The sequence below is a fragment of the Streptomyces griseorubiginosus genome, assembly GCF_036345115.1.
GTDB lineage: Bacteria > Actinomycetota > Actinomycetes > Streptomycetales > Streptomycetaceae > Streptomyces > Streptomyces griseorubiginosus_C.
In genome coordinates this window covers 2,094,147-2,112,985 of record NZ_CP107766.1, presented here as the reverse complement: position 1 = coordinate 2,112,985, position 18,839 = coordinate 2,094,147, and the positions used below count along the sequence as shown (strand labels likewise).

At 72.1% G+C, this 18,839-nt stretch carries 13 protein-coding genes and 1 pseudogene; 7 read left to right on the top strand and 7 right to left on the bottom strand.

The features are described from left to right. Positions 1 to 1,004: 1,004 nt before the first annotated feature. Together OHN19_RS43910 and OHN19_RS09550 are read right to left on the bottom strand one after the other, a co-directional pair. Positions 1,005 to 2,928 (bottom strand): annotated as a pseudogene (locus OHN19_RS43910) (nitrate- and nitrite sensing domain-containing protein); the annotation flags it as partial. A gap of 45 nt (positions 2,929 to 2,973) precedes the next feature. After that, positions 2,974 to 3,984 (bottom strand): substrate-binding domain-containing protein, encoded by a 1,011-nt coding sequence (locus OHN19_RS09550; protein WP_330263772.1) that lies wholly within the window; start codon positions 3,982 to 3,984, stop codon positions 2,974 to 2,976. Positions 3,985 to 4,322: 338 nt separating this feature from the next. On the opposite strand from OHN19_RS09550, the gene OHN19_RS09545 reads away from it, so the two are divergent. Beyond that, the gene (locus OHN19_RS09545; RefSeq protein WP_330263771.1) at positions 4,323 to 5,054 is read left to right on the top strand and encodes a peptidase E; all 732 of its coding nucleotides are present in this window, start codon (positions 4,323 to 4,325) and stop codon (positions 5,052 to 5,054) included. 196 nt (positions 5,055 to 5,250) lie between these two features. Here the strand turns inward: OHN19_RS09545 and OHN19_RS09540 are convergent, their stop codons facing one another. Continuing rightward, on the bottom strand, positions 5,251 to 5,808 hold the full coding sequence (locus tag OHN19_RS09540; protein ID WP_330263770.1) for a DUF6114 domain-containing protein: 558 nt from the start codon (positions 5,806 to 5,808) through the stop codon (positions 5,251 to 5,253). Continuing rightward, positions 5,808 to 6,473, bottom strand: coding sequence for a DUF6230 family protein (locus OHN19_RS09535; RefSeq protein ID WP_330263769.1), 666 nt, complete (start codon positions 6,471 to 6,473; stop codon positions 5,808 to 5,810). The genes OHN19_RS09540 and OHN19_RS09535 overlap by 1 nt, the downstream gene beginning before the upstream one ends. Positions 6,474 to 7,140: 667 nt before the next feature. Between OHN19_RS09535 and OHN19_RS09530 the strand changes: the two genes are divergently transcribed. After that, positions 7,141 to 7,803 (top strand): Tat pathway signal sequence domain protein, encoded by a 663-nt coding sequence (locus OHN19_RS09530; protein ID WP_330263768.1) that lies wholly within the window; start codon positions 7,141 to 7,143, stop codon positions 7,801 to 7,803. A gap of 18 nt (positions 7,804 to 7,821) precedes the next feature. Here OHN19_RS09530 and OHN19_RS09525 read toward each other — a convergent pair whose 3' ends face one another. Further along, on the bottom strand, positions 7,822 to 8,751 hold the full coding sequence (locus OHN19_RS09525) for a lytic polysaccharide monooxygenase (protein WP_419249574.1): 930 nt from the start codon (positions 8,749 to 8,751) through the stop codon (positions 7,822 to 7,824). 399 nt (positions 8,752 to 9,150) lie between these two features. On the opposite strand from OHN19_RS09525, the gene OHN19_RS09520 reads away from it, so the two are divergent. After that, the gene (locus OHN19_RS09520; RefSeq protein ID WP_330263767.1) at positions 9,151 to 10,935 is read left to right on the top strand and encodes a S8 family peptidase; all 1,785 of its coding nucleotides are present in this window, start codon (positions 9,151 to 9,153) and stop codon (positions 10,933 to 10,935) included. A 90-nt stretch (positions 10,936 to 11,025) separates the two neighbouring features. Here the strand turns inward: OHN19_RS09520 and OHN19_RS09515 are convergent, their stop codons facing one another. Then, a complete protein-coding gene (locus tag OHN19_RS09515; protein WP_330263766.1) occupies positions 11,026 to 11,688 on the bottom strand; it encodes a ScbR family autoregulator-binding transcription factor in 663 nt (220 codons plus the stop codon). 159 nt (positions 11,689 to 11,847) lie between these two features. On the opposite strand from OHN19_RS09515, the gene OHN19_RS09510 reads away from it, so the two are divergent. From OHN19_RS09510 to OHN19_RS09495, 4 genes are all read left to right on the top strand, one after another. Continuing rightward, the gene (locus OHN19_RS09510; RefSeq protein ID WP_330263765.1) at positions 11,848 to 12,774 is read left to right on the top strand and encodes a ScbA/BarX family gamma-butyrolactone biosynthesis protein; all 927 of its coding nucleotides are present in this window, start codon (positions 11,848 to 11,850) and stop codon (positions 12,772 to 12,774) included. 70 nt (positions 12,775 to 12,844) lie between these two features. Beyond that, positions 12,845 to 13,492, top strand: a complete 648-nt coding sequence (locus OHN19_RS09505) for a ScbR family autoregulator-binding transcription factor (RefSeq protein ID WP_330263764.1) — start codon at positions 12,845 to 12,847, stop codon at positions 13,490 to 13,492. A gap of 20 nt (positions 13,493 to 13,512) precedes the next feature. After that, positions 13,513 to 14,664, top strand: a complete 1,152-nt coding sequence (locus tag OHN19_RS09500) for a damage-control phosphatase ARMT1 family protein (protein ID WP_330263763.1) — start codon at positions 13,513 to 13,515, stop codon at positions 14,662 to 14,664. A gap of 67 nt (positions 14,665 to 14,731) precedes the next feature. Then, positions 14,732 to 15,484 (top strand): class I SAM-dependent methyltransferase, encoded by a 753-nt coding sequence (locus OHN19_RS09495; RefSeq protein WP_330263762.1) that lies wholly within the window; start codon positions 14,732 to 14,734, stop codon positions 15,482 to 15,484. Here OHN19_RS09495 and fxsT read toward each other — a convergent pair. Beyond that, positions 15,442 to 18,714, bottom strand: a complete 3,273-nt coding sequence (gene fxsT, locus OHN19_RS09490; protein ID WP_330263761.1) for an FxSxx-COOH system tetratricopeptide repeat protein — start codon at positions 18,712 to 18,714, stop codon at positions 15,442 to 15,444. The genes OHN19_RS09495 and fxsT overlap by 43 nt on opposite strands. Positions 18,715 to 18,839 lie beyond the last annotated feature (125 nt).

The following is an 18,839-nucleotide window of genomic DNA, read 5'->3' as shown; positions in this document are numbered from 1 at the left end:
GCTCTCCGCAGCGCGGTCCCCGGGGGTGTCGAGCGGGTCGATCCCGTAGGTGGTGGCCTCTTTCGGTACGTCGGGTGCGGCACTGTCCGTGGCCGGGTCCTGCGAGCTCTCCGGGCCCTCCGGCTCCCACGGGTCGTCGAGGAGGTCGTCCTCGTCCCGGGCGCGTAGCGTGCCGCGCTGGAACCCGGCGAGCGAGGAGGCCGCGTGGTCCGCCGTGAACTCCTCGGCGCCCTCGTCCACACCGCTGACCGAGGGGTCGTCCCGCAACTCCACGGCAAGGCTGGTCTGCGGCACCCGCCGGGGGAGCGGGGCGAGACCGTCGAGGCGGGGCGAGGGGGGAAGGCCGAGGTCCGAGGCGGCCGAGCCCGCGGCACTGCGGGCACCGCGCGCGCCCGCGGTGCCGTCCGTCCCGGCGGGCCCGGCATCCACCGGGCCGCCCGCGCCCGCACCGGACCCCACCTCCGCGAGCCCCGGCGCACGACTGGCGCCGCCGCCTGAGCGGCCTGCCCGGACCGCGTCGGCTGCACGACCGCGACCGTCGGCGTGAGCTGAGCGGTCCGATTCGTTCGCGTCAGCTGTGTGACCGCGACCGTCGGCGTGAGCTGAGCGGTCCGATTCGTTCGCGTCAGCCGTGTGACGGCGACCGCCCGCGTGAGCTGAGCGATCCCACTCGTTCGCGTCAGCCGTGTGGCCCCGAGTGTCCGCGTCAGCCGCGCGGTCCGGGTCACCCGTGCCGGTCGAGCGGTCCGTCCCGTTCGCCTCGGCTGCTCCGCCCGTGTCGTCCGCGCCTGCCGAGTGGTCCGTGTCGTCCCCGTCGGGTGCGCCGCCCGTGTCGTCGGCCTCGCCCGCGTCACGTGGGCGGCCCGGTCGGTCGGCGCTCCTCGTCCGGCGGACCGGGCCGGCCGTGAGCGCGGTCCTCGCGGAGCCGCCCGCCACCGCCGCGGTCACACCGGCCGCCTCCGGTGGAACGTCACTCAAGGCCCCCGCGTCACCGAACGCCCCCGCCTCGTCCCGTACGACCACCTCGTGCGGGATCAGCACGATCGCCGTCGTCCCCCCGTACGGCGAGGACCGCAGCGTCACCTGGATGCCGTGGCGGTTGGCGAGGCGGGCGACGACGAACATGCCGAGGCGGAGGTCGTCGGCGAGAGCGACCACGTCGAACTTGGGCGCCTCCGCCAAGTGGGCGTTGAAGGCGGCGTACTCCTCCTCCGACATGCCGAGGCCCCGGTCCTCGACCTCGACGGCCAGCCCCTTGGCGACCAGCCCCGCCCGCACCCCGACCGGGCTCGGCGCGGGGGAGTACAGCGTCGCGTTCTCGATCAGCTCGGCCAGGAGGTGGATCACGTCCGCGACCGCGGGCGGCGCCAGACAGACCTCCTCCTCGGTGTGCACCTCGACCCGCTGGTACTCGGCGACCTCACCCACCGCGCTGCGCAGGATGTCGATCAGCGCGACCGGCTCGCTCCAGCTGCGCCCCGGCCGGCCGCCGCTGATGATGACCAGGTTCTCCTCGTACCGCCGCAACTGGCTGGCCGTGGAGTCCAGTTCGTACAGACTGGCCAGGACGTCCGGGTCCTGGTGCTCGCGCTCCAGCGTGTCCAGCCGGCTGAGCTGGAGGTTGACGAGGTTCTGGCTCTGCCGGGCGATCCCGAGGATCACCTTCTGGAACCCCCGCCGGGTGTCGGCGAGTTCGACCGCGGTCACCACGGCCGTCCGCTGCGCCGTGTTGAACGCCTTGGCCACCTGCCCCAGTTCGTCCGAGCCGTAGTCCAGCTCCGGCGCCGCCTTGTCCACGTCGACCTTCTCGCCGCGCTCCAGCCGCGCCACCACGTCCGGCAGCAGTTCCTGGGCGAGCCCCAGCGTGGCCACCCGCAGGCCGCGCAGCCGCCGGGACAGCGAGCGGGTGATCCGCCACGACATGACGAGGCAGATCAGCAGCGCGACCAGCCCGCCCGCACTGAGCGACGCGGCCGTCAGCAGCTGCTCGTGCGCCTTGTCCGCGCTCCGGGTCAGCAGCCCCGAGGTCTGCTGCCGGATCAGGGCGCTGTAGCGGACCGAGACCCTTTCCATCGCGGCCGCCCACCGCTTGCGCGCGTCCGGCAGGGCCACCCGTCCCGTGCCGTCGGACCGCGCGGCGAGCACCTGGTCCTCGACGGACATCAGGGTCTGCCAGTCCGGGCTCGCGAGGATCCGCTCGGTCTGGGTCTTCGCGCTACCGCTCAGCGCGGGCACGATCTGGTCCTCGACCAGCCAGCGGCGCGTGTTCACCAGCTGGACGAACTGCTCCCAGTCCTTCTCGGCGAGATGCCCGGACGGCCAGGCCAGGGTCAGCTGGACGTCCTCCTGCGAGGTGAGCTCCGCCGCGTGCTCCAGGGCCACGAGGGGCCCGGCCTGCGAGGTGAGGTCGCCGTCGTCGACCTGGGAGAGCTGCTGGAAGGCGTGGACCTGGTCGTCGATGATCGAGGTGTACTGGTCCAGTGCCTGTACGGCGGTGATGTCCGTGGGGTGGTCCACCTGACCGCGGTAGTACTCCAGGCTGCCGACCGAGCCCAGCACCGAGTACAGCTGGTCGGCGATGCGGCCGGGCGCCCGCTGGATCTCGTCCGACCGCCCGACGAGCTTGGCGACCGCCTTGTCGCTGTCCGCGCGCTTCTGGTCCAGCACCGACCGGGAGCCGGGCACACCGGCCAGCCAGGCGGCGGAGGCCGCGCGTTCCCCCTGGAGTGCGAGCGTGGCCTCGGTGCCCATCGCGCCGGTCGACCTGCTGAGCTCCGTCTGCGAGCGCAGCCGTAGACCCTCCGAGAACAACTGCGTGGTCGTCACGCCCCACATGGCGGTCAGCGTGACGCTGGGCACCAGCGCCAGCAGGATGAGGGAGAGACGTATGGAACCGAGGCGGCGCCGGGCACCTTTCCGGTCGGGCATGGTCGTCCTTGGGCGGTCAGCGGGAGGGTGTTCCCGAGGAAGGGGTCAACGGGTGCCGGCGGCGGCGAACTTCGCGACGGCCGCGACGTTCGTCCGGGTGACGAAGGCGGGCCCGGTCAGGACGGGGGCCACGCCGCCCCCGCTGATGTTGCCGTTGGTCTTGTACAGCCACAGCGAGTCGACCGCGAGGTAGCCCTGGAGGTACGGCTGCTGGTCCACCGCGAACTGTACGTTCCCGGCGCGGATCGCCTTGACCAGGTCGTTGTTGAGATCGAAGGTGGCGACCTGGGCCTTGCTGCCCGCCGCCTTCACCGAGCCCACGGCGTCCAGCGCGAACTGCGCGCCCAGGGTGACGACTTCGTCGATCCCGGGGTCCTGCCGCAGCCTCGCCGTGAGCACCGCGTCCACCGCGTCGGGGTCGGTGCCCTCCACGTACAGGTTCTCGGTCTCGCCGCCGAACGTCTTGCGCACACCGGCGCAGCGCGCCTCCAGGGCGACATTGCCCCGCTCGTGGATGACGCACAGCGCGTGCTTGGCCTTCAGGCCGTTCAGCTTGGTGCCCACGGCCGCGCCGGCGACGCTCTCGTCCTGGCCGAAGTACTCGAGCAGCCCCTGCGACTTCCAGGCGTCGATACCGGAGTTGAGGCCGACCACCGGGATGCCCGCCGCGCGGGCCGCGGCCACCGGCGCCCTCATCGCGGCCGGCTTGGCCAGCGTCACCGCGATGCCGTCGACGCGGTCGCCGATCGCGTCCCGCACCAGCTGGGCCTGGCCCGCCGGATCGGAGTCGTTCGCGTACGTCAGCTCGACACCGTCCTTCGCGGCGGCGGCCTCGGCCCCCTTGCGGACCAGCTCCCAGAAGGAGTCGTCCTTGCCCGCGTGGGTGAGCAGGGCGATTCTCAGGCGGGCGGTGTCCGCCTGCGCCCCGTCCGTGCCCGAGTCGAGCCGGGAGTCGCCGGCGCCGGAGCAGCCGGCGAGCAGCAGGAGGACGACGGCGGCCAGGGCGGCGACGGACACGGATCTGGAGCGGGCCCGAGGTGGGGGAGGAGTGTTCATGGGTGCGGCACCTCGCTGTGCGGCCGAGCAGGCGGAACGCGAAAGTGCGGCCGGAACGCGGGCGCGTCGGCCGATTGAACTTTCACTGGCCAGGAGCCAACCGCGTGTGACCGCCGGTAGTCAAGTGATCAGCCCCTTGTAGTGACTTCTCGGTTCCGCATCGTAATGATCTTCACGTCAGCGGGCAGGAGGAGGTGGCGGTAGCGGGCTTGCGCTCTCGTCCCGGCCCGTCTGCGGGCGAGGGTCACGCCCCGCGGGCGACCACGCCGTCTCCGCGCCGCGTTCGCCGAGCACCGCCTGCCCCCTCCGCTACGTGACCGCTGGCTAGGATCACGTGAATGGCCACAGAACCGACGATCGTCGCGACCTCCGGAGGACACCGCACCGGGGGCCGCACCATGGTGTCCTTCCACGCGCTGGTGCACCATGCCGTCGAGCTGTCGGGTGCCCACGGGCGCAGGCCGCGCGTGATGTACGCCGGTACGGCCATCGGGGACGCCGAGCACTTCACGGCCCGGATGCACGAGGCGGCCCGGGTGGCCGGCTTCGACCTCACCCCGCTCCAGCTCTTCCCCATGCCCAACCTGGACGACGTCGAGGGCACCGTCCTGGAACAGGACGTGGTGTGGGTGATGGGCGGCTCCGTCGCGAACCTGCTCGCCGTGTGGCGGGTCCACGGCCTGGACCGGGTCATGCGCCGGGCGTGGGAGTCCGGTGTGGTGCTGAGCGGCGTCAGCGCGGGCTCCCTGTGCTGGTTCGAGGGCGGCACCACCGACTCCTACGGCCCCGAACTCCGGCCGCTCACCGACGCGTTGGGCTTCCTGCCGTACGGCAACGGAGTGCACTACGACAGCGACCCGGGCCGCCGTCCCCTGGTCCACCGGCTCGTCGCGGACGGCACCCTGCCCGTGACCCACTGCACGGACGACGGCGTGGGCCTGGTCTACCGCGGCACCGAACTCGTCGAGGCCGTCACCGAGATCCCCGGCAAGGGCGCCTACGTCGTCACCCGGGAGGGGGACAGGGCGGTGGAGGAACGCGTCGAACCGCGCAGGCTGCCCGGCGGGTGACGGGCGGTGCCTGCGCGGTCCGGCCCCGGGGAGGGCGGGCGCGTGACGCCGCGGACCCGGGCGGTCCGCCCCGGCAGCGGGACCCGGGTGCTGTGCGCGGGCCCGGCTACCGGGCGCAGGACCCGGGCGGAGTGCGCGGGCCCGGCTACCGGGCGGCCCGGGTCACTGCGGGGTCCGGGTCATTGCGGGGTCCGGGTCACTGGGCGGCCTGCGGGGTGGCGGAGGCCATCCCGGCCGTGTCCGTCCCGGTGCCGGGCTGCCCCGTGTCGTACGACGGACCGTCCTGCGCGGTCCGCTGTCCCTGCTCGCGCCGGTCGCGGCGGCTCGTCCGCGGGCCCTGGTCGGGCAGCCAGCCGAAGATGAGGACGCTGCCCACCACCCCGAGCAGCAGGCCGACCATGAAGCCGCCCAGGTTCGAGGTGAGCCAGGTGCCCATGGAGCACAGGACGCCGACGATCGAGTAGAACAGGCGCTGCCCCGGACTGAAGAGGGTCAGCAGACCCACCAGGATCATCAGGGTCGGCAGGAGGTAGCCCGCCACTCCCTGCATCCCGACGTGCATGACGACCTTGATCGAGGCCTTCATGGTGAGCAGGATCCAGGCCCCGCCCAGCGTGAGCCACAGTCCGCCGAAGAAGGGCCGTCCGTACACCCAGCGGGTGAACGCGTCCTGCTGGGCGACGGGTTGCCGCGCGCCCACGGGCTGTCCGCTCTCGATCGGCTGTCCGCCGTCCACCGGCTCCTGGCTCTCCATCAGCAGGCCGTGCCGCTGAAGCTCATCTTGAGGTTGGGCAGCTTGAACACGCCGGCCGTGGTGGCGTAGTTGGTCTGGCGCAGGTTGTCGATGGACACGGTGTCCGACTGCTGGCTGAAGACACCGAGGGGGCCCTGCACGCCGGCCTTGGTGAGGGTGCTGGCGTCGTTGCCGATCTCGATGTTCCGGAACGCGGCGTCACCGGACAGCTCGGTCGAGTCCGTGGTCAGGTCCGTCGCCTCGACCTTCTTGGCGCCCCAGCCGGCCTTGATGACGAGGTTGGTGCCGCCCAGGTCGACGCTCTGGCACAGCTTGGTGAGGGTCGCGCTCTTGATGGCGGAGGTCATCACCAGGACCTGGCCGCCGGTGTCGCCGGCGTTCGGGCTGTTGTCCGCCATGTTGTCGAGGCCGCCGAACTGCTCGAAGCCGGTGCCGTTGAGGTTCTCCGCGGTGACCGTGAAGGGCATGCCGGAGATGGCGAACTGGACGCCGAGCGCACCCTCGGCGGTCATGATCGCGAGACCCGCGGTGATCGCGACGGCCGGCACCGCCATGATCGCGGCCCGGCGACCCCGGACCCGCCCGCGTCTCGCGGAGCCGTCGGGGGCTTGTGGAGCGGAACCGCTTTCGGAGGTCTCAGAGGTGTTGCCGACGGATGAGGCCATGTGCTGCTCCCAGGGACATAGTCAACGCAAGTGGGGCTCACGTGCGGATGTGCGGCTTCGTAGGCGTGGTGTCCTGGCGCGGACATCGGCTGCGGCGCACGCCCCCTCGCACCTCCCGGTGGCTGCAAGGGCTTTCCGGTACGTACTCCGCAGTAACGCCACGGAAGTTACCGGCGGTTACGCTCATGGGTCAAGCAAGTTGTGAGTAAAGGGTGTTGATTATGTGGCACCGGTGATCAACAACGCTCGGACGGGCGGAAAAAACCGCCAATCAAAGATCAACTCCCTTTCGGTACCTTGACGTTGACAGATGATCAGGTCTACAACTCTCCTGGCTTCCCCCGGATCCGTGGCGCCGGATCCAAGCCTTCGGGCGGTACCTGTCCGCATTCCCGGACCGTCTGTCCATCACGGGCTCTTCACCGCCCGAGCCCGACCCTCCACGGCACCCGTACCGGCCGCTTCCCCCCTGGGCCGCACCGGGCTCGCCACCTCCCGACCGGCCCGACCGGAGCCCTCCCCCATGGGGCCTTCGGACGGTCACCGGCGGCTGCCGTTGCCGGTCCGTCACGTACGGAGAAGGCGTGACGGGTCGGCAACGGCGGACGCGACACGCGTCCGCGCCCCCCCCACACCCACCCTCACCTCACGAAAGAGGCAACCCCGCATGCGTATGCGTACTCTCGTCTCCCTCACCGCCGCCGCTGCCGCCTTCGCGCTCCCCGTGGCCGTGGCCGCCTCCGCCCCCGCCGCCGCGGACGACGTCGCGGTCCTCACCACCGGCTCGGTCGGCGGACCCGGCGTCGCCGAGGGCACCACCATCACGGCGTCCCTGGCCGGCGGCACCACCGCGACCCTGTTCTCCAGCGCGACCGGCACCAGCGGCATCACCTGTGCCGCCTCCACCTTCACCGCGACGGTGGGCAGCAACCCGACCGCGCCGGGCACCGCCGTCGAGTCCCTGACCGGGCAGACCTTCAGCAGCTGCACCTCGAACGTGGTCGGCGTCCTCGGCGTCACCAGCATCACGGTGAACAACCTGCCCTACACCACCGACGTCTCCTCCGGCGGCGCCGTCTCCGTGACCCCGGCAAGCGGTTCCGCCATCCAGACCACCGTCGTGCTGCGCACCCTGCTCGGCAGCGTCAGCTGTGTCTACCAGGCGGCGGCCGGCCTGTCCGGCACGGCCGACAACGCCGACAACAGCATCGCGTTCAGCAACCAGCAGTTCACCCGCACCTCCGGCTCCTCGCTGTGCCCCGCCAACGGCTTCTGGAGCGCCAAGTACAGCCCGGTGACCGCGAGCGGCGACCCCGTCTACGTCAACTGAACGCTGTGAGCGCGTAGTTCAGCGTCGGCGCAGACGAAGCGCCAGGGCGGCGCCCCCGGTGAGCACCAGCACCGCGGCGGCGCCGCCCGCAAGCACGGGCGCGGACGGTCCGGAGTTGCCGTCCGCGTCGGCGGCCACCGGCGTGGAGTCGGGGGCCACCGCGCCCGCGGAACGGGCGAGGGACGGAGCCGGCGTGGGCGTCGCGGCGGGAGTGGACGGCGCCGGACTCGTCGCCGGCTTCTTCTCCGCAGCCCGGGACCTGGTCGGCGACGCGGCCGGGGCGGCGGCTCCGTCCCCGCTCTTGTCCTCGGCCGCCGGGAACACCACGTCCGAGCACGAGTAGTACGTGTCCGCCGTACTGCTGTTCTGCCAGATCGTGTACAGCACCTGCCGCCCCGTACGGTCCTTCGGTAGCGTCATCCTGATCCGGTAGGCGCCGTCCGTGAGCGCCGGGTCCTTCACCTCGGCGAACGGCCGCTCCGGCAGATCGGACCACTTCAGCGGCTTCGACGGGTCGTAGCCGGGCTCGGTGAGGTACATCCGGAACGTGCCGGTGTGCGGGATCGTGGAGACGTACTTCATGGTCAGGCTCGCGCCGGGGGACAGCCGGGTCGCCGGCCAGTCGGCGCGCGCCAGGTCCAGGCCCCGGTAGGCGGGCAGGCCACCGCTGCACAGCTTGCCGTCCGGGATCGTCTGCCGGTCCCGGCCGTTCACGTTCGCGACCCGCAGGTTGTCCCAAGCCGTGAAGGGCGAGCCGTTCGCCGCCACGGCCGCCCGGCACGCGGCCGTGCCCGAGGAACTGCCGTCGGGGGAGCAGGCGAAGACCCGGCTCACCGGATCCGTGGGAGCGCCATGGGCCTGCGCGGGCGCCGCCGCGAACAAGGTCAGCAGGAAGGGTGTCAGGGCGGCGACCGCCGCACTCGTACGACGGGCTGTGGTCCAGGGCATCCGGGCCATCCGGAACGCCTCCTCGGGCGGCGCGGGAAAGACGGGCTTCCGTGCAGTACGGGACACGGCCCGCGAGCGTTCACCGGCGCCCCGCACGGTCCGCCGCAGGCAGACGCGGGCAAAGCGGCCATCCCCGGTCAACCGGTCGGTGCAGAGGGTGGGTTCCTTGCCTGCTCAAGGGTTTCCCCTGTATCCCCATGACCTTCCCTTTGCCTATCGTTCGACCACAGCTGACCCACAGGTAACCCCGAACGGGTCACGCCCGCACCCCACGTTTCGCCGGCCGGCCGCCGCGCTCCTGGCTCCACCCCCGCAGCTGCACCCCCCCGCCGCTTCATCGCCGAAGCGAATCGACTGCCGCTCCGCGCTGCCCGGAGCACGGCCACGAAAGGCAAGCCCTTGCGTACCTCCCCCTCCCTCCGGCGGAAGCTGATAACCGCCGCGGCCGTCTCCGCGGCCCTGCTCTCCGTCGGCACGGCCTCCGTCGCCGTCGCCCAGGACACCCCCGCGCAGGACACCGCCGTCCCGGCCGCGCTCACCGAGGCCGCCCCCGGCGTCCAGGCCGAGCGCCTCATCGTCGGCTACAAGTCCGGCGCCGCCGAGGCCACCTCGAACAAGGCCGCCGAGGCCGACGCCGCCGCCAAGGACGCCGACTTCCAGCGCAGACTCGGCACCGGGGCCGCCCTCGTCGACCTGGGCGCGGACCCCAGCAAGGCCGAAGTCGCCGACGCCGTCGCCGAGTTCAAGGCGGACCCGCAGGTCGCCTACGTCGTACCGGACCGCCTGAACAAGCCGCAGGCCGACCCGAACGACACCGAGTACGCCAAGCAGTGGGACCTGTTCGAGTCCACGGCCGGCATGAACGTGCCCGGCGCCTGGGCGACGTCGACCGGCACCGGCGTCACCGTCGCCGTCATCGACACCGGTTACGTCACCCACTCGGACCTCGCCGCGAACATCGTCGGCGGCTACGACTTCATCTCCGACACGGCGGTCTCCGTCGACGGCAACGGCCGCGACAGCAACCCCGCCGACCCGGGCGACTACTACGCGGCCAACGAGTGCGGCGCGGGCATCCCGGCCTCCACCTCCTCCTGGCACGGCACGCACGTCGCCGGCACCATCGCCGCGGTCACGAACAACAGCAAGGGCGTCGCCGGCATCGCGTACGGCGCGAAGATCTCCCCGGTGCGCGTCCTCGGCAAGTGCGGCGGCTACGACTCCGACATCATCGACGCCATCACCTGGGCGTCCGGCGGCACCGTCTCCGGCGTGCCCGCCAACACCAACGTCGCCAAGGTCATCAACATGAGCCTCGGCGGCGACGGCGCCTGCACCTCGGCGACCCAGACCGCCATCAACAACGCCGTCAGCCGCGGCACGACCGTCGTCGTGGCCGCCGGCAACGACAACGAGAACGTCTCCGGCCACTCGCCGGGCAACTGCAACAACATCATCTCGGTCGCCGCCACCAACCGCACCGGCGCCAAGGCCTCCTACTCCAACTACGGCTCCCTGGTGGACATCTCGGCGCCCGGTGGCCAGACCAGCACCGGCACCGCCAACGGCATTCTGTCCACGCTCAACTCCGGTGCCTCGACGCCGTCTTCGGAGTCGTACGCCTACTACCAGGGCACCAGCATGGCCACCCCGCACATCGCGGGCCTGGTCGCGCTGGTGAAGTCGGCCAACTCCTCGCTGACCCCGGCGCAGATCGAGACCGCCATCAAGAACAACGCCCGTCCGCTGCCGGGCGCCTGCTCCGGCGGCTGCGGCGCGGGCCTCGCGGACGCGGCGAAGACGGTCGCGGCCGTCAGCGGCGGCGGTACGACGACGGGGACGACCTTCTCCAACACCACCGCCGTCGCCGTCCCGGACAACGGCTCCGCGATCGAGTCCGCCATCACGGTCAGCGGCCGCACCGGCAACGCCCCCTCGACCCTCCAGGTCGGCGTCGACATCACCCACACCTACCGTGGTGACCTGGTGATCGGCCTCGTCGCCCCGGACGGCACGGTGTACAGCCTGAAGACGGCCAGCTCCTCCGACTCGGCCGACAACGTCAACACCACCTACACCGTGAACGCCTCCTCCGAGACCGCCAACGGCACCTGGAAGCTGCGCGTCCAGGACACGGCGGCGCAGGACACGGGCACGCTGAACAGCTGGAAGCTGACCTTCTGAGCGAACTCCCGCGAACGAGTGGGCCGACCGGTGCGGATGGGGCACGGGCCGGCCCACTTGCGTGCGGCGCCCGTGGCAGAGCCCCCGCGCTCAGGCCTCCGCGCCCACCAGTTCCCGGCCCTCGATCAGCGCCAGCAGCCGTGCCCCGCGGTCGGGACGGCTGTCGAGGCCGGTCAGAAGTCCCGGCACCGCGATGCTCGGCAGTATGTGGGCCCACATCACGGAGATCCGGTGCCCGAGATCCGCGCGCTCGTGCAGCGCCCGTGACATCAACTGCACTCCGGCGAACGCCCCGACCAGCAGGTCAGCCGTCTCCCGCGGCTCCACCGTGGGCAGCAACTCGCCCTGTTCCCGAGCCCCTTGCAGCATCCCCGTCAGGTGCTCGCCCCACTGCCTGAACGGCCCCGTGTGATCGACCCCGGGCGGCGCGCACTGGTCCACCGTCAGCCGCACGCTGCCCTTCAGCAGGGAGTTGGTCCGCAGCCGCTGCCCGAAGACGAACGTCATGTCGACGATCTCCTGGAGCTTGCACGGATGCGGCGGCACGGCCCCCAGCGACAACTGCTCGTCGAGCACCGCCTGGGCGAGGGACTCCTTGGAGGGGAAGTGGAAGTACAGGGCGCCTTTGGTGACTTCGGCCCGCTCCAGCACCATCGCGATGGTGCTCGCGGCGTACCCGTGCTCGTCGAAGACGGCGCCCGCGGCCTCCACGATCGTCCTGCGTGTCCTGATGGCGCGCTCCTGTCTCGCCACAAGAACCCCTCCCATGAGCCGAGTCGGGTCTCGTCCGGTCTCGATCAGGTCACATTGAAAACAGACCGGAATCCCTCGTACTCTATCGCTCACCGGCACGGGCACCTCGCCGTCCGTCATCGCTTCGGAGGCACCGCTTCGGAGGAACGAGGGGGAGACATGCCAGAGTTGCGGCAGTTCGCACAGTTCCCGTCCGGGCCCGGGCCCCTGACGGCGACCGTCCCCCGTGAACTCGTGCACCGCGTGTCCGTCGCGGAGACCCTCCTCACCGGCTGGACCAGGACCGGACCCGACCGTTTCAGCCTCACCGCCCAGTGGCCGCGCGCCCACCAGTTACACGTGTCGGCGGACCGCTCGGCCTATGAGCCGCTGCTGGTTGCAGAAACGGTCCGCCAGTGCGGGGCACTGCTCGCCCACACCGCCTACGAGGTCCCCATAGGTCATCAGTTCGTCCTTCGGGACCTGCGTGTCGACACCCGCCCCGAGCACCTGGCCGTAGGCGCCACCCCCGCCGAACCCGTCGTCGACATCACCGTCGACGAGGTCCGCCGGCGCGCCGGCCGACCCGCCGCGCTGAGCTACGACGCCGTGGTCCACCTCGGGCCGGAGCGCGTCGCGACCGGCCGCATCGCCGTGAGCTGGACGAAGGAGGCCGTCTACCGCCGGTTGCGCGGGGGGCGTACCGCCGACGTGGGGGCCCTGCGGCTGCCCCGGCCGACGCCGACGCCCTTGCCGGCCGACGTGGTGGGACGGGCCCTGTCCACCGACGTGCTCCTGTCACCCGCCGACCGCCCCGACCGCTGGCGGCTCAGGGTCGATACCGCGCACCCCGTTTTCTTCGATCACCCGCTGGACCACATCCCCGGCATGCTCCTCCTGGAGGCCGCCCGCCAGGCCGTACGGGCGCACGGCGGCGCGGACGGCCCGGTGCCCGCGTCCTTCCACGCCACGTTCCACCAGTTCGCCGAGCTGGACCGGCCGGTCTGGATCGAGGTGAGCGACACGGGCGGCACCGACGTACAAGTCGTAGCGCTGCAAGGGGAGTCGGTGGCCTTCGTATGCCGTGCAGGTGCCGTCGCAGGGTGAGTTATCGTGTACAGGGAGTGAGAAACAAACGGCATGACCCGTTCTTTTCCGTCACAGGAGTGTGCAGTCGATGCCGAGGCAGTTACGCGCTGAACAGACCCGAGCGACGATCATCACCGCCGCCGCCGATCTGTTCGACCGTCGTGGCTATGAATCGACCAGTCTCAGCGACATCGTCGAGCACGCCCAAGTCACCAAGGGTGCGCTGTACTTCCACTTCGCGGCGAAGGACGACCTCGCCCACGCGATCATGGAGATACAGTCCCGGACCTCGCGACAGGTTGCCGGGGACGTGGAGGCACGCGGCTGCACCTCGCTGGAGGCGCTGGTCCGGATCACCTTCCAGATAGCGCGGTTGTCGGTCGAGGGGCCCATACTGCGGGCCGGACTCCGGCTCGCCACGGGCGGAGTCGAGGTGCGGGCACCGCTGCGACACCCGTTCACCGAGTGGCTCGACCTCGCGACGGGGAAACTGCTCGGCGCGGTCAAGGAGTCCGACCTCCACCCGGACACCGACGTGGACGCGGTCGCCCACTCGCTCGTCTGCTTCTTCGTCGGGACACGCGTGGTGGGACCGCATCTGGAGCCGGTCGGGCGGCAGCCGCGGCGGCTCGCCCAGATGTGGCACGTGATGATCCGGGGGCTGGTGCCGGTTCCCCGCCGGGCCCGGTACCTGGCACTGGTGAGCCAGCTGGAGCAGGAGTCGAGAGGCGTCTGAAGGGTGGCTACAGTCGGCGTATGTCTGTCAGCGCCGCCGTAGTCCTCGCCAGTGAACCCGGCTCCTTCCCGCACAGCGTGCTCGCCGAGCGGCACCCCGCGATCATCGCGCAGGTGCGGGAGGCCTTCCCCTACGGCCCCGACCAGCACCGTGCCCTCGACGCGCTGCTCGACAACTGCACCAAGGGCGTGATCGAGCCGCTCCCCGGCGGGGCGTGGGCCGAGTGGGGCATCGACACCCACCTCGGGCAGTCCTGGTTCGACGTGCCCTGGCTCTGGTCCGAGAGCTACTTCTACCGCCGGCTCCTCGACGCCGTCGGCTACTTCGAACCCGGCCCCTGGCAGGGCATCGACCCCTTCCGGCCCGCCAAGCTCACCGAGCTCGACTCCCCGGAGACGGACCAGGAACTGGCCGCGCTGGACGAGCTCGCCTCCCGGTCCGTCGAGGAGCGGGGCGCGGCCCTGCTGCACGGCTCGCTGTGGGGCAACCGCGCCGACCTCGGGTTCCGGCTCTCCGACGGCCGGGCCGAGGGACGGGACGCCGTACCCGATCTGGTCGCCGACGACAGCGAACGGCTGTGGACGCTGCTCGACGGCACCGGCACGCTGTGCCTGATCGCCGACAACGCCGGGCGCGAACTCATCCCCGACCTGCTCCTCCTCGCCCACCTCCTCGAACACGGGCGCATCGAGCGGGCCGTCCTGCACGTGAAGCCGTACCCCTACTACGTCTCCGACGCGACCACCGCCGACGTCGTCGACGCGCTGCGCCGGCTGGTGCGGGCGCAGGGGGAGGCCGCAGGGTACGGGCGGCGGCTGTGGGACGCCATGGCGGACGGGCGGCTCGACGTCCGCGCGCACGCGTTCTCCTGCGCGCCGCTGCCGTACGCCGACATGCCCGACGACCTGCGTACGGAGATCGGCGGAGCCGCGCTGACCGTGCTGAAGGGGGACCTCAACTACCGGCGTCTGGTCGGGGACCGGTGGTGGGCGCCCACCACGTCCTTCGCCGAGACGACCGCCCATTTCCCGGGGCCGGTCGCCGCGCTGCGCACACTGAAGTCCGATGTGATCACCGGGCTCGACGCCCGCACGGAGGCCGCGCTGGTCGAGGCGGAGGGGCAGCGCTGGCGGACCGGCGGGACCCACGCGCTCATCCAGGTCCGGCCCTGAGGAGCGTTATGCTGCCTGAGGCTGGGCTGCCACACGTCCCGCCGACGGGCAGCGAAAGAGGACGTCATTGACCCCGCGGTACCTGAGCAATCCTGGGGAGCCCGTCTACGACGTGGACGCGCGGCGCTACGTCGACGTCACGGACCCCCGTGACGAGGCCGACCTCCACGACGTGTTCACGGACATCTACCGCACCAACCGCTGGGGTTCCGACGAGACCCGCTCAGGACCGGGCTCCGAGCTACAGCGCATGAAGCGGGTGATCGCCCAACTCGGCGCTCTCATCAAGGACTTGGGTGTCCGGTCGGTCCTGGACGCGCCCTGCGGCGACTTCAACTGGATGCGGTACGTCGAACTGCACGGCGCCTCCTACCTCGGCGGGGACGTGGTCGCGGACCTCGTCGCTGCCAACCGCGCCAACCACCCGGGCCCGGGACGGGAGTTCCAGCTGCTCGACTTCACCGCGCAGCCGGTGCCGCGGGTCGACCTCATCGTGTGCCGGGACGCCCTCGTGCACTTCTCCTACCAGCACGTGGTGGAGGCCCTGACCCGGTTCCGGGAGAGCGGCTCGCGCTATCTCCTCACCACCACCTTCCCCCGGACACCGGCCAACACCGACATCGTCACCGGCTGGTGGCGCCCCATCGACCTGTGCAAGGCACCCTTCGGCCTGCCCGAGCCGCTCCAGGTCATCGACGACGACGAGTCCGACGACTTCTACGACGACAAGACCCTCGCCCTGTGGGACCTCAGCCGGATCCCCTCCCGTTTCCCGGGCTACGAACCGGCCGCCGCGGAGTCGGGATCGCGGGGCGTGTGATCACCGTCCTCGGTCCGCAGGCGGGCCAGCGCCTCCCCGGCGGCCAGCGTCCGCGGGTGGCGTAGCCCCAGCACCTCCTCGCAGGCCTCCCGCACCTCCGTGAACTCCGTCCGGGCCTCGGCGAGTTCACCCTTGAGGCGCAGCAGGTCGGCCAGGTTGTGCCGGACCGCCAAGGTCCCCGGATGCCGTGGCCCCAGCGTGTCCACGCAGTCCGCGAGCACCGTGCGGTACTCGGTCTCCGCCCGCTCGACATGCCCGCGCAGGTGCAGGACGTGCGCGGCGCCGTGCCGTACGGACAGGGTCAGCAGGTGCTGTTCGCCGAGCACGGTCCGCCGGGCCTCGTAGACCTCCCTGAACTCCTGTTCCGCGGCCGCGAACCGGCCCTGGTCCTTGAGCAGGTCGGCGAGGTTGTGCCGGACCGCGAGGGTGCCGGGGTGACGGGGGCCCAGGGTGTCGACGCAGTCCGAGAGCACCGTGCGGTACTCGGTCTCCGCCCGCTCGACATGCCCGCGCAGGTGCAGGACGTGCGCGGCGCCGTGCCGTACGGACAGGGTCAGCAGGTGCTGTTCGCCCAGCACCTCGCGGCGCGCCGCGTACACCTCCCTGAACTCCGCCTCCGCCGCCTCCAGTTGCCCCCGCTCCATCAGCAGGTCGGCCAGGTTGTGGCGGACCACCAGGGTGTGCGGGTGCATGTCGCCGAGCAGCCGGCGCTGCACCTCGAAGACCTCCCGGAACTCGGTCTCCGCGTCACCGGGCCAGCCCCGGTCGCGCAGCACGGTGGCCAGGCCGTGCCGGGCGGACACGGTCTCCGGGTGGTCCTCGCCGTAGGCGTCGGCGCGCGTCGCCAGCACCGTACGGAACTCGCGCTCGGCCTCGGCCAGCAGACCGCGGTCGCGCAGCACGTCGGCGAGGTCGTGGCGCACCGCGAGCGTGCTCGGGTGGCGTTCGCCCAGCACCCGCGCACACACCTCCAGCGTCTCCCGCAGCTCCAGCTCGGCCTGGCGGAACATCCCGCGCTCGTGCAGCACCTGGGCCATCTCGTGCCGGGTGACCAGGGTGTCGGGATGGTCGGCGCCGAGGGTCTCCCGGTAGGCGTCCAGGAGCAGGCGGTACTCCTCCTCGGCCTCCGCGAGCAGCCCCCGGTAACGGGCCATCCAGGCCACGCCCTTGCGAGCGGCGAGGGTGCGGGGGTCGCGCTCGCCCAGCAGGGCCCGGCGCGTGGCGTGCACCGCGCGGTACTCGGTCTCCGCCTCCACCGGGCGGCCCCGCCCGTTGAGCAGGTTCGCGAGCGCGTACCGGGCGTCGGCGGTCTCGGCGGCCGCGTCGCCGAACAGCGCCCGGGTGTCCTCCAGCACCGTACGGAACAGCGACTCGGCCGCGGACAGGCGACCGCGCATGTGCAGCAAGTGGGCCGCGGCGGCCCGTACTTCGAGCGCGTCGGGATCGCGCGGGCCGCAGGCGAGCACCACCGGCTCGCACGCGTCGAGCACCTCCTCCGCGCGGTCCAGCCAGCCCCGCCGGAACAGATGCCGGGCCCCGGCCGCCGCCGCCCGCAGCGCCTTGGAGACCAGCTCGTCCTCGGCCTCGTACGGGTCGCCCATCAGGGCCAGCGGGGCGTCGCAGTGCGGGAGCAGCAGCCGCCAGCGAGGCCAGTCGCGCGGGTCGTCCTCGCTCAGCTCGGCAGTGGCGCAGACGACCAGGTCGGCGACGACGGCCGCGTACTCCTCCCAGTGCTCGGCGAGGTCCCGCTGGAGCCGGCCGGCGTCCCGGACCAGCGGGTGCAGCACCAGGGTGCGGGCGTGGTCGTCGCCGCCGGGCGGGGTGTGCAGCTCGACCAGGCCGAAGTCGGCGAGCGCGGTGAGCGCGGTGTACAGCTCCTGGGGGGTGATCCCGGGCAGCAGCGAGGAGGCCGCCAGCCGGTCCGGGCGTAACAGACCCACCAGCGGTACCGGGGCCTCGCCCAGGCAGCACAGCAGCCGCATCAGCGGCCTGGCCTGGACGATGCCCCGCCGCTCCAGGAGGTCCAGGGACAGCTCCCAGGTGCCGGTCACCGGGACGGAGTAGGTGCCGCCCTGCTGCCCGGGCGGGCGCTGGTCGAGGAGTTCGGTGAAGCGCTCGTCGAGCGCCACGCGGTAGTCGGCGTACGTCCGCACGGTCGTGGTGCCCGGCCAGGCGGGGAAGGCGGAGGCCGCCGCGAGATGCGAGCCGGCGATGCGCAGCGCCAGCGGCAGTCCGCCGAGCCGGCGGGTCAGCATCCGGGCGTCCTCGCGGGATCCGGCCCGCTCCCCGGCGAGGTCCCAGAGCACCTCGGTGGCGTCGTCCTCCTCCAGGGCGTCGACCGAGTGCAGCGTGGCCCACGGCCCCCAGGTCGTCGGGCTGCTGTCCCGGCTGGTGATCAGCACCAGCCCCGGCAGCTCGGCGGCGGGCCGGATCCATCCCGTGCCCTCCGCCAACCGGCCGTAGGGCGCCAGGTGTTCGGGCTCGTCGGCGTTGTCCACCACCAGCAGCCAGGGGCTCGCGGTGTCGCACAGCCGCCGCCACAGCAGATCGGTCGCGCTCGAACGCCCGGACCAGGCACGGTCGATGAGGTCGGCGGGGGTGCCCAGCGCGGCCACCACCTCGCGCATCCCCGCGCTCAGCGCGGCGGGGTTCTTCGCCGTCACCCACCACACGTCGACGTTCAGCGCGGCGGCGTACGCGGCGATCTCCAGGGCGACCGTGGTCTTCCCGCTCCCGCCCATGCCGTGCAGCACCCGCACACCCGAAGTCGGCTTGCCCACCAGCTGCTTGAGCGTGTCCAGTAGCGGCCCGCGGCCGCGCACCCGGCGGTCGAGTCGGCCCAGCGGAGGAGCGACGGTCAGCGCACCCGGGGCACGGGCGGGCTCCAGCGGGGCCGGCGGCTGCTGGACCTGGATGAAGACCGGGCGCACCATGCCGGAGAACTCCTGGACGAACTCCGTCAGCAGCCCGGACAGCGTGGGGTCGCGTTCCAGCAGACCGCGCAGGGTGCTGTCCCACTCCTCCCGCTGCTGCCGCAGGATGACCTGCTGCCGCCCCGGCGGCGCGGCGTCCAGCTCCGCCCGCGCGCGGTCCAGCCGCTCCACGTCCTCCCGGCGCAGGAACCGCGCGATCCGGTGCCGGGCCACCTGCCAGGCGTCGGTGGTCATCAGCCCCACCATCGTGCCCGCGGCGGCGGCAGCGGTCTGGGTGAACAACTCTGCCCCGAACATCGAGGACCCCCCTGTCGGCACACACCTCGACGGCTCTGCCCGAACCCCTCTCCCGGTTTCAGGTTCTCATGTCCCACGGGACGGAAGGGACTTGATTCCGTCGAAGGGCCCGGCACGGGATGAAG